The organism is Enterobacter cloacae complex sp. HYC074_NIDB (assembly GCF_056673345.1).
This window is the reverse complement of sequence record NZ_CP114214.1, coordinates 4,540,889-4,557,352: the sequence shown is the minus strand read 5'-3', so window position 1 is coordinate 4,557,352 and position 16,464 is coordinate 4,540,889. Positions and strand designations below refer to the sequence as shown.

The 16,464-nt window shown below is 56.9% G+C and carries 8 protein-coding genes and 2 pseudogenes; 7 read left to right on the top strand and 3 right to left on the bottom strand.

Annotated features, from left to right (window positions below; translation table 11 throughout):
* Positions 1 to 33 precede the first annotated feature (33 nt).
* Genes bcsG through bcsE form a run of 3 tightly spaced genes read right to left on the bottom strand, consistent with a single transcriptional unit; the run spans position 34 to position 3,459 of the window.
* A complete protein-coding gene (gene bcsG / locus O1724_RS22145) occupies positions 34 to 1,713 on the bottom strand; it encodes a cellulose biosynthesis protein BcsG (protein ID WP_023315007.1) in 1,680 nt (559 codons plus the stop codon).
* Positions 1,706 to 1,900: a cellulose biosynthesis protein BcsF gene (gene bcsF / locus O1724_RS22140; protein ID WP_003861172.1), complete on the bottom strand. Its 195-nt coding sequence runs from the start codon at positions 1,898 to 1,900 to the stop codon at positions 1,706 to 1,708. The genes bcsG and bcsF overlap by 8 nt, the downstream gene beginning before the upstream one ends.
* Positions 1,897 to 3,459 carry a cellulose biosynthesis c-di-GMP-binding protein BcsE gene (gene bcsE, locus O1724_RS22135; RefSeq protein ID WP_126297439.1) on the bottom strand — a complete coding sequence of 521 codons (1,563 nt, stop codon included), beginning with the start codon at positions 3,457 to 3,459 and terminating at the stop codon, positions 1,897 to 1,899. Before bcsE ends, bcsF begins: the two co-directional genes overlap by 4 nt.
* Positions 3,460 to 3,633: 174 nt before the next feature.
* Between bcsE and bcsR the strand changes: the two genes are divergently transcribed.
* The 7 genes and pseudogenes from bcsR (at position 3,634) to hmsP (ending at position 16,335) form a co-directional block, all read left to right on the top strand.
* Positions 3,634 to 3,822 (top strand): cellulose biosynthesis protein BcsR, encoded by a 189-nt coding sequence (bcsR, locus tag O1724_RS22130; protein ID WP_003861175.1) that lies wholly within the window; start codon positions 3,634 to 3,636, stop codon positions 3,820 to 3,822.
* An 11-nt stretch (positions 3,823 to 3,833) separates the two neighbouring features.
* Positions 3,834 to 4,586: pseudogene (bcsQ, locus tag O1724_RS22125) on the top strand (cellulose biosynthesis protein BcsQ).
* Positions 4,583 to 7,197, top strand: a pseudogene (gene bcsA / locus O1724_RS22120) (UDP-forming cellulose synthase catalytic subunit). The pseudogenes bcsQ and bcsA overlap by 4 nt, the downstream one beginning before the upstream one ends.
* A 10-nt stretch (positions 7,198 to 7,207) precedes the next feature.
* Positions 7,208 to 9,631 (top strand): cellulose biosynthesis cyclic di-GMP-binding regulatory protein BcsB, encoded by a 2,424-nt coding sequence (gene bcsB / locus O1724_RS22115; RefSeq protein ID WP_057979983.1) that lies wholly within the window; start codon positions 7,208 to 7,210, stop codon positions 9,629 to 9,631.
* 6 nt (positions 9,632 to 9,637) lie between these two features.
* On the top strand, positions 9,638 to 10,744 hold the full coding sequence (bcsZ, locus tag O1724_RS22110; RefSeq protein WP_003861183.1) for a cellulose synthase complex periplasmic endoglucanase BcsZ: 1,107 nt from the start codon (positions 9,638 to 9,640) through the stop codon (positions 10,742 to 10,744).
* Positions 10,726 to 14,208 (top strand): cellulose synthase complex outer membrane protein BcsC, encoded by a 3,483-nt coding sequence (gene bcsC / locus O1724_RS22105; RefSeq protein WP_126297438.1) that lies wholly within the window; start codon positions 10,726 to 10,728, stop codon positions 14,206 to 14,208. The genes bcsZ and bcsC overlap by 19 nt, the downstream gene beginning before the upstream one ends.
* A gap of 120 nt (positions 14,209 to 14,328) precedes the next feature.
* On the top strand, positions 14,329 to 16,335 hold the full coding sequence (hmsP, locus tag O1724_RS22100) for a biofilm formation regulator HmsP (protein WP_045350963.1): 2,007 nt from the start codon (positions 14,329 to 14,331) through the stop codon (positions 16,333 to 16,335).
* Positions 16,336 to 16,464 lie beyond the last annotated feature (129 nt).

The following is a 16,464-nucleotide window of genomic DNA, read 5'->3' as shown; positions in this document are numbered from 1 at the left end:
CTCTCCCCACAGGGGAGAGGGTGTAGCAGCTCATCACTGCGGATACGGCACCCAATCCCCGGCATTCAGTCGGACATAAGGCTTATTCTGATACTGGATCACCACCGCATTGGCGTTTTCCGATACCTCCGCCGTCTGCGGCAGCCCGCTGGTGAGCTGATCCCAGTTCACGCTATCTTCCACAAACAGCTTACCGTCTACTGCGCGAGCGACCAGTTCCGAGATAGCCAGATAGCTGCTTGGCTGGGTGATCTCAACTGGCGCTCCCTGATGCGGCGCCTTCATGCCAAAGAACTTAATCCCGGCCGGAACGTTAGTGATGGACGGGCTTGGGATATCGCGCAGACCAGACACCTGCATCCTGTCGCCTTTCAACGCTCCCCCATGTTCCGGTACTACCACCACCATCACTTTGCGGCCTGATTTTTCCAGCTCGTTGAAGAACGCGTTCAGCTCGTCAAAGAACTTCTGCGCACGGGCCTTATAATCGGCCGTTTTACTCACGCCGGGATAATGGTTCCCGTCGTGCAGCGGCAGCGTGTTATAGAACGTCGCACTACGTGTCCCTTCCTCTTTGCCGACGGTATCTAACCAGCGCTGAAGCACGGCGGTATCGTCATACACCGGCGAGCCATCAAAGCCCAGCAACGTTACCGGCAGCCCTTTCTGGTCCATCAGCGGGGCCTGCATGCCACCCTGTTCACGTACTTCTTTCAGGAAGTTACCGAACTGACCGTTATGACCCATCATCAGGTGCTGGGTAAAGCCCAGTTTTGCCAGGTTATCAAACAGATAACACTGGTTAGCTGCCGGCTGGTAGAGGTTCTTATGCGAAGGCTGTCCGCAGCTGGCGCGCAGCAGGCGGATAGCCGCCGGGCCGCTGTACGACGTGGCCGAGTTGAAGTCCTTGAACTGAATATCGAAATGCGACCACAGTGGGTGCGACATCAAACCAGCCGCGTCAACGTCAGCCCAGGACAGAGAACAGATGTTAATGACCAGCAGTTCAAACGGCTGAGCATCGGCAGGCAGCGCGTCCGGGAATTTCGTCTGACGCTTATCTTCCGCAGCGTAAAAACTGGAGAGCCACGCGTTCAGGTTCGTGGATGTCGGCGGTGCAGTCTGCGCTGGAATATCCCCAACCACAGGCGTATCCCCTGCTGTCGCGACGGTCGCGGCGGCGGAACCGCCCGTGGTGGTCACGGTTGTCGTCGGCTGACCGGCTGGCCACAGCGAGAAGCTCGGGCCCGTCAGCGTCAGGACGTTAAGCCAGATCATAATCGCGACGACAAACACCGTCACCCGGATCCACTGAGACAGGAACAGCCAGGCGACCAGCAGGACAAATACCGCGCCAATCATCTGCCAGTTAATAAAGCGCTCAACCAGATCGAGCATATAGTCCGCACTGAAACCTGCGACCTGGGAGCCCTGGCTCATGATGCTTTCAGGGCCGGGCAGCCAGGTATCATGCCAGAACAGGGCGAAACCGATGGGGATAGCGACCCAGTGACGTATACGGTGCAGCCTGAGGTTCGGGATTGGCATCAGCAGGAATGCCATAAACACCAGGTTAAGCAGAGGGTGGAAATTAAGATAGCCTGCCCACAGCAGACCAAACTTCACCAGAAAGTAGAAATTCCAGCCGGACAGGCCGCGCCAGTATTGCCAGAGTGGCGATGGCGCCGAAGAGGTATAGGTAGAATTAGTCATGTTTTCGGTTTGCCTTGACGTTCGGAGCGCGACTCAGTGTTCCGGCGGGTTTAATATAGCGAGGTTTGACGAACAGTAATCTGACCGTATCGCGAATACGGCGCAGGGAATGGCGTGCATAGTAGCCAAGCGGCAAAAAAATCAGCGCGCACAGAACAACCAGTTGGATGATATCGCTGATATTCATAATGGCGCGCTCTCCTTGTTCTCATCCAGTAAGCGTAGCGGCTCAGGTACCCGACGCCAGACATGCCCGTCATGTTTCGCGTTCAGAACCGGTTTGGCACCGCTTGTCACAGGCAACGGTTTCGCCCACTTTTCAGGAGCCAGGGCACGCATCTGGACAAGCTCAGCGCTGATCAAATTATCTTCAAACCAGACCATGCGGTTCGAGAAGATATCCCCGGTAGGAAGCGGGAAGATATGGTTAAGCGCCGTATCCAGATCGTTCACCCGGCAGAAGGAGAGGAACAGCACCAGGCGGTTATCGCCAATGGTCATGATATCCCCGATACGGTTAGGGCGGCACAGAGTAAGCGCCTGCTCAACGCGAATACCCGGCACGGGGCGCAGGGCAACCATCACCCCTTTTCCGTCTGCCGATAACAGCGTATTGCTCATCATGTTGCCCACCGCATCGCAGAAGGTGTCCCATTTCTGGTAGCCGCGCAGTTTCATCGGCTGCGTCATTGAAAGCAGGGTGCTGATATCTTCCGGAACATGTCGATTAAACTGCTGGCCCTGGATGCTTTCGATCAGCGTCAGACAGCGCGACAGGGGAGCATTCCACGGGATGACCATGTTCGCGCCGCAGCCCAGTAATAAGCGCTCATCGGTGGCGCGCAGGCTGGTATTATTTTCACGCACCACAATTTTTAACGCGCTGCCGCGCTGGCGACGTAATGTGTGAATGTGCCTTGCCAGCGTTTCTATTTGGTTATTCTGGATCAACGAGAAAATAATGGTCGCCGCCTGCGTGGTGCGCGCCTCATCAAATAAGGCTTCATTGGTATCGAACAGTGACCAGTGCTCAGACAGTGCAGGCGCACCTTCCAGTACCGCAATATGGCTCAGAACGCGTTTTTCATCACTGCGTGGCTGAACTACCGTCTCTTCCTGTTGAGCAAGATGCCACTCATCCCCGATATGTTTGAGGGTAAGTTGTTGTCGGGAGCTTACCCCTTTTTCATTGCACCAGAAAGCCACGTCGTAAAGATGGCTGTCGGTCTGGACACGAATACTGGCCAGGCCATAGAGAGAACGGTATTCACTCATTAAAAGTGAAAAAAGCTTGTCATTATTACTGCCTGGGTTAACAACCAATAAGGTGCAATTTTGATTTTTTGCCCATCTGTTGATTCTTTCCAGCCATTTCAGCAGTTTTTCAGAGGGGATATTTTGCAGGCCGTTATTAGAGCATTTTAGAATCAGTAAATAGTGTTCAGGAACAATAGAACACTGAATATCGCGGGGTAAAAAGTATAGACTGTCAGCCTCCGCAGGCATGGAAAATAATCGTACTGTCTGGGGTCCACGGTTACTGTCGAGCCTGATGATTGACTTTGGCTCATCGCCCATCGTAATTATGGCCACGCGGGAATCCTTCCCCTGCGCCGCTATCGTCTGGTTTACCAGACTGATGGCATCTTCATTACGATCCGTATTAACCCACCAGACTCCTCCGACTGGCATGTGGCGCAATTCGTCCCATAATGACTGGATGCCAATAGAAAATATGGAGTCCACGGTGTCCCTCTTTTCGTCGAATTTCTATGTCTCTCAGTTTACTAGCGAAAGCGTAGAAATAAACCTAACATTGAAATTAAAGAACATCAGATTTAGCATGTAAATGAAATTTAGTGGGCAGGACGCCTCGCTGCATCTGAATCTTATGATTTTACTCAAAGGGATGAAAAAAGAATGCAAAATAACGAACCCGCAACCCCAGTCGACTCAAGTCTGGGTTACACATTCCAGAACGATTTTTTGGCACTCACGCAGGCTTTTTCTTTGCCTGAAATAGATTACACCGATATTTCCCAGCGGGAACAGTTGGCGGCGGCTATTAAACGTTGGCCGTTATTAGCTGAGTTTGCCCAACAACAATAAGGAAGCCATTGATGGCTGTACTAGGATTACAGGGCGTCCGTGGTGGGGTGGGTACAACTTCCGTTACCGCGGCGCTGGCGTGGTCATTGCAGGTATTAGGTGAATCGGTACTGGTCATTGATGCCTGTTCCGATAATTTGCTGCGCATGTCATTCAATGTCGACTTTACGCATGCAAACGGCTGGGGACGTGCGCTTCTGGACGATAAAGACTGGCGGGATGCGGGTTTGCGTTATACCTCCCAGCTCGATTTGCTTCCCTTTGGTCAATTGACCGAAACCGAGCGCGGGAATGAAGCCGCGTACCAGCGCCTGTTCTCTCGCTTCATCACCGCATTGCAGAGCCTGAAAGAGAGCGGGCACTACCAGTGGATCCTGCTGGACCTGCCGCACGGTGCCGCGTCGTTGACCCGCCAGCTGCTGGCGCAGTGCGACCATGTGCTCTCCATCGCGAACGTAGATGCGAATTGTCATATCCGTCTGCATCAGCAGCCGATGCCTGCCAATGCCCATATTCTGATCAACGATCTGCGCATTGGCAGCCAGATCCAGGACGATCTCTACCAGGTCTGGCTCCAGAGTCAGCGCCGCCTGTTGCCGATGGTGATCCATCGTGACGAAGCGATGGCGGAGTGCCTCGCGTCCAAACAACCCCTCGGGGAGTACCGTAGCGATTCACTGGCGGCGGAATAGATCCTGACGCTGGCCAACTGGTGTCTGCTGCACTTTGCTAAAAGGCCGGAGCCTGCCGGGAGTTCAGTATGAGCCGCCTGACTAACTGGCTGCTCATTCCGCCGGTCAGTTCGCGCTTAAGTGAACGCTACCGCCATTACCGTCATCACGGCGCCTCGTCGCTGAGCGCAGCGCTGGGCTGTTTGTGTATGATTCTGGCGTGGATGTTCATCCCCCTTGAGCATCCCCGCTGGCAACGCATTCGCGCGCGCCACGGTGAACTCTATCCGCATATCAACCCTGACAAGCCGCGTCCGCTGGATCCCGCGCGCTACGCTATTCAGTCCATCTGGCTACTGACGACCTCAACGGGCGCGGAGAAAAAAACGTCCCGCTGGCGCAGCTTCGATCGTGTGCAGAACCTGCGTGAACACTACCACCAGTGGCTTGACCGGCTACCCGACCGGGTGGGCGACAAAACGGGTCATTTAGATAACCAAAAAGAGCTCGGGCACCTACACCCGGGCTTGCGGCGTTTTATTCTCGGCGTGGTTGTGGTGTTCTCGCTGATTCTTGCGCTGGTCTGTATTACCCAGCCTTTCAACCCGCTGGCGCAGTTCACCTTCCTGATCCTGCTGTGGGGCGTGGCGCTGCTGGTGCGGCGCATACCAGGGCGTTTTTCTGCCCTGATGCTGATTGTGCTATCGCTGACCGTTTCCTGCCGCTACATCTGGTGGCGATATACCTCAACGCTGAACTGGGACGATCCGGTCAGCCTGGTGTGCGGCTTAGTGCTGCTGTTTGCTGAGACTTACGCCTGGATCGTGCTGGTGCTGGGTTACTTCCAGGTTATCTGGCCGCTGAATCGACAGCCGGTGCCGCTGCCAAAAGACACGACCCAGTGGCCTACGGTGGACCTCTTCGTGCCGACCTACAACGAAGACCTGTCGGTGGTAAAAAACACCATTTACGCCGCGCTGGGTATCGACTGGCCGAAGGATAAAATCAAAATCTGGATCCTCGATGACGGTGGCCGCGCCGAGTTCCGCCAGTTCGCGGACGAAGTGGGGGTAGAGTACATCGCCCGTACCACGCATGAACACGCGAAAGCCGGTAACATCAACAATGCGCTGAAATATGCCAAAGGGGGTTCGTCTCTATTTTCGACTGCGACCACGTGCCAACGCGCTCGTTCCTGCAAATGACCATGGGCTGGTTCCTGAAGGAGAAAGAGCTTGCGATGATGCAGACGCCGCACCACTTCTTCTCACCGGACCCGTTTGAACGTAACCTCGGTCGTTTTCGTAAAACCCCGAACGAGGGCACGCTGTTCTATGGCCTGGTGCAGGACGGGAACGACATGTGGGACGCCACGTTCTTCTGCGGCTCCTGTGCGGTGATCCGCCGGAAACCGCTGGATGAAATTGGCGGGATCGCCGTCGAGACGGTCACGGAAGATGCGCACACCTCGCTGCGTCTGCACCGTCTTGGCTATACCTCCGCCTACATGCGTATTCCTCAGGCGGCGGGGTTGGCCACGGAATCCCTGTCGGCGCACATCGGCCAGCGTATTCGCTGGGCCCGCGGCATGGTGCAAATTTTCAGGCTCGATAACCCGCTGATGGGTAAAGGACTGAAGCTGGCGCAACGGCTGTGCTACGTTAACGCCATGTTCCACTTCCTGTCGGGTATTCCACGGCTTATCTTTCTCACAGCGCCGCTGGCGTTCCTGCTCCTTCACGCTTACATCATCTATGCGCCTGCGCTGATGATTGCCCTGTTCGTTCTGCCGCACATGATCCACGCCAGCCTGACGAACTCGAAGATTCAGGGGAAATATCGGCACTCCTTCTGGAGTGAAATTTACGAAACGGTGCTGGCCTGGTACATCGCGCCGCCAACCATGGTGGCGCTGATTAACCCGCATAAAGGGAAATTCAACGTCACCGCGAAGGGCGGGCTGGTGGAAGAGGAGTATGTCGACTGGGTGATCTCCCGGCCCTATATCTTCCTGGTGCTGCTGAATATTGTGGGCGTGATTGTTGGGATCTGGCGCTACTTCTACGGCCCGGAAAACGAAATTCTGACGGTCTTCGTGAGTATGGCGTGGGTGTTTTATAACCTGATTATCCTCGGTGGCGCGGTGGCGGTATCGGTGGAGAGCAAACAGGTTCGCCGCGCGCATCGCGTCGAAATCAGCATGCCAGCGGCCATTGCCCGCGACGATGGACATCTCTTCTCCTGTACCGTACATGACTTTTCGGATGGCGGTCTGGGTATCAAGATCAACGGTCAGGCGAAGGTGCTGGAGGGGCAGAAGGTCAACCTACTGCTTAAGCGCGGCCAGCAGGAGTATGTCTTCCCGACGCAGGTGGTGCGTGTGAGAGGAAATGAAGTGGGTCTGCAACTGATGCCGCTGACCAAAAAACAACACATTGATTTTGTGCAGTGTACGTTTGCCCGCGCGGATACGTGGGCTCTCTGGCAGGACAGCTTCCCTGAGGATAAGCCTCTGGAAAGCCTGCTGGATATTCTTAAGCTGGGGTTCCGTGGCTATCGTCACCTTGCAGAATTTGCCCCGTCGTCGGTGAAATTAATTTTCCGGTCACTTACTTCACTGGTTTCCTGGGTCGTGTCGTTCATTCCGCGTCGACCTGAGCGAGATGAAGCGAAGCAGGCGGACCCGGTTATGGCTCAACAATGATGATAACGCGATGAAAACAAAACTTTCCTGGTTATGTGCAGTGGCAATGGGGATGAGTGCGCTCCCTGCAACAGTGGCTAACGCGGCGCCTGATAACGCAGCGACCACGCCCGCGCCAACGGTGCCTGTCGTCGCGCAAGCGACCGATCCGGTTGTGACGGCCGCGCCGGGGCAGACGGAGAACGTTGTCCCGAATCAGCCGACGACGGGGAATACGCTGCCCGGCGACAACCCGGTGGTTGGGCAGGTCATGCCTGGCGTGCCGGGAGCCAGTGCGCCGGTGGTTGCCGAAAATACGCCGTCGCGTGACGTTAAGCTGACGTTTGCCCAGATCGCGCCTCCTCCGGGCAGCATGGTTCTGCGCGGCATCAACCCAAATGGCGGTATCGAATTCGGTATGCGCAGCGATGAAGTTGTGTCAAAAGCGATGCTCAACCTGGAATACACCCCATCGCCGTCGTTGCTGCCGGTGCAGTCCCAGCTTAAGGTCTATCTGAATGACGAGCTGATGGACGTCCTGCCCGTCACCAAAGAGCAACTGGGTAAGAAAACCCTGGCTCAGGTGCCGATTAATCCGCTGTTTATCACCGACTTTAACCGCGTGCGTCTGGAGTTTGTCGGCCACTACCGCGATGTCTGTGAAAACCCGGCCAGCAGCACCCTGTGGCTGGATGTCGGGCGTAACTCTTCGCTTCAGATGACCTATCAGCCGCTGGCGTTGAAAAACGATCTCTCCGCCTTCCCGGTGCCGTTCTTCGACCCGCGTGATAACCGTCCGCTGAATCTGCCGATGGTCTTTGCCGGCTCGCCGGATGTGACCGAACAGCTGGCGGCCTCTATCGTGGCATCCTGGTTTGGTTCCCGCTCCGGCTGGCGTGGTCAAAGTTTCCCGGTCATGTACGACAAAATGCCAGACAAAAACGCGATTGTGTTTGCCACCAACGCCAAACGCCCGGCATTCCTGCGTGACCATCCGGAGGTGAAAGCACCCACCATCGAGATGATCAGCCATCCGGACAATCCGTACGTGAAGCTGCTGGTGATCTTCGGCCGTGATGACAAAGATCTGGTGCAGGCGGCGAAGGGCATTGCGCAGGGAAATATCCTGTTCCGCGGTAACAGCGTTGTGGTGGATGAGGTGAAACCGCTGCTGGCGCGTAAGCCTTATGATGCGCCGAACTGGGTACGTACCGACCGGGCAATCACCTTTGGCGAGCTGAAAACCTATGAAGAGCAATTGCAGTCAACCGGGCTTGAACCTTCTCCTGTCAGCCTGTCGCTGAACCTGCCGCCGGATCTCTATCTGCTGCGCACCAACGGCATTGATATCAACCTGAACTACCGTTACACCGCGCCGGCAACCAAAGACAGCTCGCGCATGGATATCAGCCTCAACAACCAGTTCCTGCAATCGTTCAGCCTGACCAGCAGCCAGGAGACAAACCGGTTGATGCTTCGTCTGCCTGTATTGCAGGGGCTGCTGGATGGCAAAACCGATGTGTCGATCCCGGCGCTCAAGCTCGGTGCGGTGAACCAGCTGCGGTTTAACTTCCAGTATATGAACCCCATGCCGGGTGGATCGGTGGAAAACTGTATTACCTTCCAGCCGGTGCAAAACCACGTGGTGATTGGCGATGATTCCACGATCGACTTCTCGAAGTATTACCACTTTATCGCGATGCCGGATCTGCGTGCCTTTGCTAACGCCAGCTTCCCGTTCAGCCGCATGGCTGATCTCTCTGAATCGATTGTCGTGATGCCAAAAGCGGCCAACGAAGGTCAGGTTGCCACGCTGCTGGACACCATGGGTACCGTTGGGGCGCAAACCGGCTTGCCGGCTATCAACGTGACGGTGACGGATGACGGTAGTCAGATCCAGAACAAAGATGCCGATATCATGGTCATCGGCAACATTCCGGACAAGCTGAAAGACGAGAAGCGCGTCGATCTGCTGGTGCAGGCGGCTCAGTCATGGGTCAACACGCCGCTGCGTCAGACCGAGTTCCCGAGCATCATGCCGGACAGCGGCGATCGTCAGGCCAATATCAGGACGACCGTAAGTTCAACGGGTCCGATGGCCGCGATTGTCGGCTTCCAGTCGCCGTATAACGACCAGCGCAGCGTTATCGCCCTGCTGGCGGACAGCCCACGCGGCTATGAGCTGCTCAACACGGCCATGAACGACAGCGGTAAACGGGCAGCAATGTTCGGTTCCGTCTCGGTGATCCGTGAGTCGGGGGTAAACAGCCTGCGCGTGGGGGATGTCTACTACGTCGGTCATCTGCCGTGGTTCGAACGCCTGTGGTACGCCCTGTCTAACCACCCGGTGCTGCTGGCCGTGCTGGCTGCGCTCAGCGTCGTATTGCTGGCGTGGGTACTGTGGCGTCTGCTGCGAATCATCAGCCGTCGTCGTCTTAACCCGGACCATGAGTAAGCGGTGATGAAAATCTTTCGCGGGTGTGTAGTCGCAGCGTTGATGCTGGCGGCGGCGAATCTTCACGCTGCCTGTCGCTGGCCTGCCTGGGAGACGTTCAAGCAGGATTATATGAGCGAAAGTGGGCGGGTCATTGATCCCAGTGACGCGCGCAAAATCACCACCTCCGAAGGGCAAAGCTACGGGCTGTTCTTTGCCCTCGCGGCAAACGATCGCAAGGCGTTCGATCTGCTGCTGGCATGGACGCGCGATAACCTTGCCGAGGGAGATTTAGCCCAACATCTCCCTGCCTGGCTGTGGGGAAAAAAGGACGACGAAACCTGGGCGGTTATCGACCCTAACTCCGCGTCTGATGCCGATATCTGGATTGCCTGGTCGCTGCTTGAAGCCGGGCGGCTGTGGAAAAATCCCGATTACACGCGCACGGGTAAGGCGCTGTTGACGCGCATTGCCAGTGAGGAAGTGGTGAAGGTGCCGGGGCTGGGTTCTATGCTGCTGCCGGGTAAAGTCGGTTTTGCCGAAGAGAGTGTCTGGCGCTTTAACCCCAGCTACCTGCCGCCGCAGCTTGCGAGCTATTTCACTCGTTTTGGCGCGCCGTGGACGACGCTCCGTGAAACTAACCTGCGTCTGCTGCTGGAGACCGCGCCTAAAGGATTTTCCCCGAACTGGGTGAAATACCAGAAAAAGGGCGGCTGGCAGCTGTCGCAGGATGCATCCCTGATCGGCAGCTACGATGCGATTCGCGTCTATCTGTGGGTAGGGATGATGAACGATAACGATCCGCAGAAAGCCCGGCTACTGGCGCGTTTCAAGCCCATGGCGACCACCACAATCAAACAAGGCTTGCCGCCGGAGAAAGTGGATGTAGCAACCGGGAAACGCACCGGAGATGGGCCGGTAGGGTTTTCTGCCTCTCTCCTTCCGTTTTTACAAAACCGGGACGCGCAGGCGGTGCAACGCCAGCACGTCGCCGATCGTTTTCCCGATAACAATGCTTATTACAGCTACGTTCTGACCCTCTTTGGACAAGGGTGGGATCAGCATCGTTTTCGTTTCACCGTGCAAGGTGAATTACTACCGGATTGGGGCCAGGAATGCGCACGTTCACACTGAATCTACTCACCTTATCGCTTGGCCTGGCGCTAATGCCCCTGGCCCAGGCCGCCAACTCCCCGCAGCAGAGACAGCTGCTGGAACAGGTCCGTCTGGGGGAATCCACCCAGCGTGAGGATTTAGTGCGCCAGTCGCTCTATCGCCTTGAGCTGATCGACCCCAACAACCCGGACGTGATTGCCGCGCGCTTCCGCTACCTGTTACGACAGGGCGATACGGCGGGCGCGCAAAAAGAGCTGGATCGCCTGAAAGGAATGGCACCCGATTCCAGTGCCTACCAGTCCTCCCGTACTACCATGCTGCTCTCCACGCCGGATGGTCGCCAGGCCCTCCAGCAGGCTCGCCTGCTTGCCACCACCGGGCACACGCAGGAAGCCATTGCCGCGTATGACAAACTGTTTGACGGTAAGCCGCCCAGCGGCGACATCGCGACGGAGTACTGGAACGTGGTGGCGAAAGAGCCAGCCCGCCGCAACCTGGCCATTAATCAGCTTAAGAAAATAAACGCCAGCAGTCCGGGCAACGTCCCGCTACAGTCCTCGCTGGCACAGCTTCTGTTCCAGAGCGGACGGCGTGATGAAGGGTTCGCGGTGTTGCAGGAGATGGCCAAATCGAATAATGGCCGCAGTCAGGCGTCGGACATGTGGTACCAGCAGATCAAAGATCAGCCGGTCAGCAGCGCCAGCGTCACCGCGCTGCAACAATACCTGAGCGTATTCAGCGATGGCGATAACGTGACGGCGGCGCGCACCCAGCTTGAAGCACAGCAAAAACACCTCGCCGATCCGGCGTTCCGCGCCAAAGCCGAAGGGTTAGCCGCAGTGGATGCCGGGCAGGGCAGTAAAGCGGTAACGGAGTTGCAAAAAGCAGTCAGCGCCAACCACGCTGACAGTGAAGCTGTAGGCGCGCTGGGGCAGGCCTATTCTCAGAAAGGCGATCGCGCGCGCGCGGTTGCGCAGTTTGAAAAGGCGATCGCCCTCGATCCGCAGAGCGATAACCGGGGCAAATGGGACAGCCTGCTGAAGGTCAACCGATACTGGCTGCTGATCCAGCAGGGGGATAACGCCCTGAAAGCCAATAATACGACCCAGGCCGAACGCTATTACCAGCAGGCGCGCAATATCGACAATACTGACAGCTACGCGGTTCTGGGGCTCGGTGATGCGGCGGCGGCGCGCAAAGATAACGACGCGGCCGAGCGCTATTACCGCCAGGCGTTGCGGATGGACAGCGGCAACAGCAACGCGGTGCGCGGTCTCGCCAATATTTATCGCGCGCAGTCTCCGGAGAAGGCGACGCAGTTTATTCAGTCGCTCTCTGCCAGCCAGCGCCGCAGCATTGATGATATTGAACGTAGCCTGACGAACGAGCAGCTGTCAGCCCAGGCTGAACAGCTGGAAAGCGAGGGGAAATATGCGCAGGCCGCAGAAATTCAGCGCCGACGCCTTGCGCTTTCCCCGGGCGACGTGTGGATCACCTACCGACTGTCACGCGATCTGTATAGCGCGGGTCAGCGCAGCCAGGCGGATAACCTGATGCGTCAGCTGGCAAGTCAGAAACCGGGCGATCCGGATCAGGTTTACGCCAGCGGGCTGTACCTGTCCGGTAACGATCAGGACCGGGCGGCGCTGGCGCATCTGAACACGCTGCCGCGCGACAAGTGGAACGGCAACATTCAGGCGCTGGCGGACCGCCTGCAAAGTAACCAGGTGCTGGAAACCGCCAACCGCCTGCGCGACAGTGGAAAAGAGCAGGAGGCGGAAACGTTGCTTCGCCAGCAGCCTCCGTCCACCCGTATCGACCTGACGCTGGCGGACTGGGCTGAACAGCGGGGCGATCATGAGGCCGCGAAAACCGCCTACAACACTATTCTGCAACGCGAACCGCAGAACGAAGACGCGATCCTCGGCCTGACCGAGGTCTATCTTGCCCAAGGCAACAAGGACGCGGCGCGCGCGGCGCTGGCGAAACTGCCCGCGGCACAGAACGGCGAACCGCTCTCCATCAATATGCAGCGCCGGCTTGCCATGGCGCAGGCCGGACTGGGTGATCCTGCCGCGGCAGAAAAGACCTTCAACGCCATTCTTCCGCAGGCCAAATCGCAGCCGCCTTCGATGGAAAGTGCGCTGGTGATGCGCGATGCCGCCCGTTTTCAGGCACAAAATGGTCAGCCTCAGCAGGCGCTGGACACCTGGAAAGATGCGATGGTCTCATCGGGCATCACAACGACCCGTCCGACCGATAACGACAGCTTTACGCGACTCACGCGTAACGATGAGAAAGATGACTGGCTGAAGCGCGGCGTGCGCAGCGATGCAGGCGATCTTTATCGTCAGCAGGATCTGAACGTCACGCTGCAACACGACTACTGGGGCTCCAGCGGCACGGGAGGCTATTCCGACCTGAAAGCGCACACCACCATGCTCCAGGTTGATGCGCCGCTGTCGGATGGACGTATGTTCTTCCGTAGCGATCTGGTCAATATGAACGCCGGTTCCTTTGACACCGATAACGGAACTTACGATCCGACATGGGGTACCTGTGCCGAAACGCCATGTCACGGCAGCACGAACCAGTCGGCCAACGGCGCCAGCGTGGCCGTCGGCTGGCAGAACAAAACCTGGGCGTGGGATATCGGTACAACGCCGATGGGCTTCGACGTGGTCGATGTGGTGGGCAGCCTGAGCTACAGCAACGATTTAGGGCCGATTGGCTACACCCTGAACGCCCATCGCCGTCCGATTTCCAGCTCGGTGCTGGCCTTCGCCGGGCAAAAAGATCCCAATACCGACACCACCTGGGGCGGCGTGCGTGCCACCGGTGGCGGCGTGAGCATGAGCTACGACAAAGGCGAAGCTAACGGTATCTGGTCAAGCCTGAGTGCCGACAGCCTCACCGGGAAGAATGTCGAAGATAACTGGCGCGTCCGCTGGATGACCGGCTATTACTACAAGCTCATCAATCAGAACAACGAACGCCTGACGGTGGGCGTGTCCAACATGCTCTGGCATTACGATAAGGATTTAAGTGGCTATTCGCTGGGCCAGGGCGGTTACTACAGTCCCCAGGAGTATGTGTCGTTCGCCTTACCGGTGAACTGGCGTAAACGCACAGAGAACTGGTCATGGGAGCTGGGCGGCTCCGTCTCCTGGTCTCATTCAAAAACAAAAGATGTGATGCGTTATCCGTTACAGGGGCTGATCCCGGACAATGAGCCAGGCCGTTATACCGATAAAGGTGTGATGGAAACCGGAAGTAGCTCGTCAGGCACGGGTTATACCGCAAGGGCGATTGTTGAACGCCGCGTGACGTCCAACTGGTTTGTCGGTCTGGGCGTCGATATTCAGGAAGCAAAAGACTATACCCCGAGCCATGCGCTGCTCTACGTTCGGTATTCTGCCGCGGGCTGGCAGGGTGATATGGACTTACCACCGGAACCGCTGGTGCCTTATGCAGACTGGTGATCGGATTTTTACTTAATCTAATTGTAAGTCTCTCTTAAAAGTGCAGCTATCGGGTATACTCGGACGCACCAGGTTTACACCCTGGTGCGCCCTGCGCTTCGAGTTTTGTGGAGAGTCATTTTGCGTGTCAGCCGTTCCTTAACGATCAAACAGATGGCGATGGTGTCTGCCGTCACAATGCTGTTTGTCTTCATCTTCTGCGTCATTTTGCTGTTTCACTCCGTACAGCAGAATCGCTACAACACGGCTTCGCAACTGGAAAGTATTGCCCGCTCGGTGCGGGAACCCCTGTCAGCCTCGATCCTGAAAGGGGATATCCCCGAGGCGGAATCCATCCTGAAGCGCATTCAGCCCGCCGGTATCGTGAGCCGCGCGGATGTTGTACTGCCGAATCAGTTCCAGGCGCTGCGGATGAGCTTTATCCCGGAGCGTTCCGTCCCGATGATGGTGATGCGCCTGTTTGAACTGCCGGTGCAAATTTCCCTGCCTCTCTACTCCCTGGAAAGACCGGCTAACCCGCAACCGCTGGCCTACCTGGTGCTACAGGCCGACTCGTACCGCATGTATAAATTCGTCATGAGTTGGGTTGCTACATTAGTGACCACTTACTTACTTTTGACATTAATGCTGAGCGTGGCGCTGACGTGGTGTATCAACCGGTTAATTGTGCATCCGTTGCGCCGCATAGCCCGGGAGCTGAACGACCTCTCTCCACAGGAGCACATGGGGCATCAGCTTCCGTTGCCGCGCCTGCATCACGACGATGAAATTGGCATGCTGGTCCGCAGTTACAATATCAACCAGCAGCGTGTCCTGCGTCAGCAGGAAGAGCTCAGTAGCAACGCCACCCGTTTTCCGGTATCTGATCTGCCAAACAAAGCGTTTTTAATGGCCTTGCTGGAGCAGACCGTCGCCCGCCAGCAGACCACCGCGCTGATGGTGATTGCCTGCGAAACCTTGCAGGACACGGCGGGCGTGCTGAAAGAGAGCCAGCGCGAAATGCTGTTACTGACGCTGGTGGAAAAGGTGAAATCCGTTCTGGCGCCGCGCATGGTGCTCACCCAGGTCAGCGGCTATGACCTGGTGGTGATCGCGCACGGTGTTAAAGAGCCGTGGCACGCCATTACGCTAGGTCAGCAAGTACTCACTGTCATTAATGAGCGGCTGCCCATTCAGGGTATCCAGCTTCGCCCGAGCGCCAGCATCGGTATTGCGATGTACTACGGGGGGCTGACCGCCGAGCAGCTTTATCGTCGGGCTTTCTCGGCCGCGTTCACCGCGCGCCGGAAAGGGAAAAACCAGATCCAGTTCTTTGATCCGGAGCAGATGGAAAAAGCCCAGCAGCGCCTGACGGAAGAGAGCGACATTCTGACGGCGATGGACAATCGCCAGTTTGCGCTCTGGCTACAGCCGCAGGTCAATTTGCGCACGGGTGAAGTGACCAGCGCCGAAGCGTTGCTGCGTATGCAACAGCCGGACGGCACGTGGGAGCTGCCTGAAGGGATGATCGAACGTATCGAGTCCTGCGGCCTGATGGTCACCGTCGGCTACTGGGTGCTGGAAGAGTCTTGCCGCCAGCTTGCGGCCTGGCAACAACGGGGCATCACGCTGCCGCTGTCGGTGAATCTCTCTGCGCTACAGCTGATGCACCCGACCATGGTGCCGGAGATGCTTGAGTTGATCCATCGCTACCGCATCCAGCCCCACACGTTGATCCTGGAAGTCACCGAGAGCCGTTGTATCGATAATCCTGACGACGCTGTCGCCATCCTGAAACCGCTGCGTAATGCCGGGATCCGCATTGCGCTGGACGATTTCGGTATGGGGTATTCCGGCCTGCGTCAGCTCCAGCACATGAAAACGTTGCCGGTGGACGTCCTGAAAATCGACAAAACCTTTGTGGATGGGCTGCCTGAGGATTGCAGCCTGGTGCAGGCCATTATTCAGATGGCGCACAGCCTGAATCTGCACGTCATTGCCGAGGGTATTGAAACCGACGCCCAGCGTGAGTGGCTGGCTGCGGCGGGCGTAGAGAGCGGACAGGGCTTCCTGTTTGATCGCGCCGTACCGACGGATATCTTTGAGCAACGCTATCTCGCCGACGCTGGCAATAACGCAAAAGTGTAATTTTGTTGCTGGCTTGTGCGAGCCAGCTCAAAGTTCTTAACATTTGTGTTTCAAATTTGAACCCCGTTTATTTCTGTCCTGTTATGTGGGTGTTATTTTAAAGCCGCAGGTTAACCATAACCTTACAAA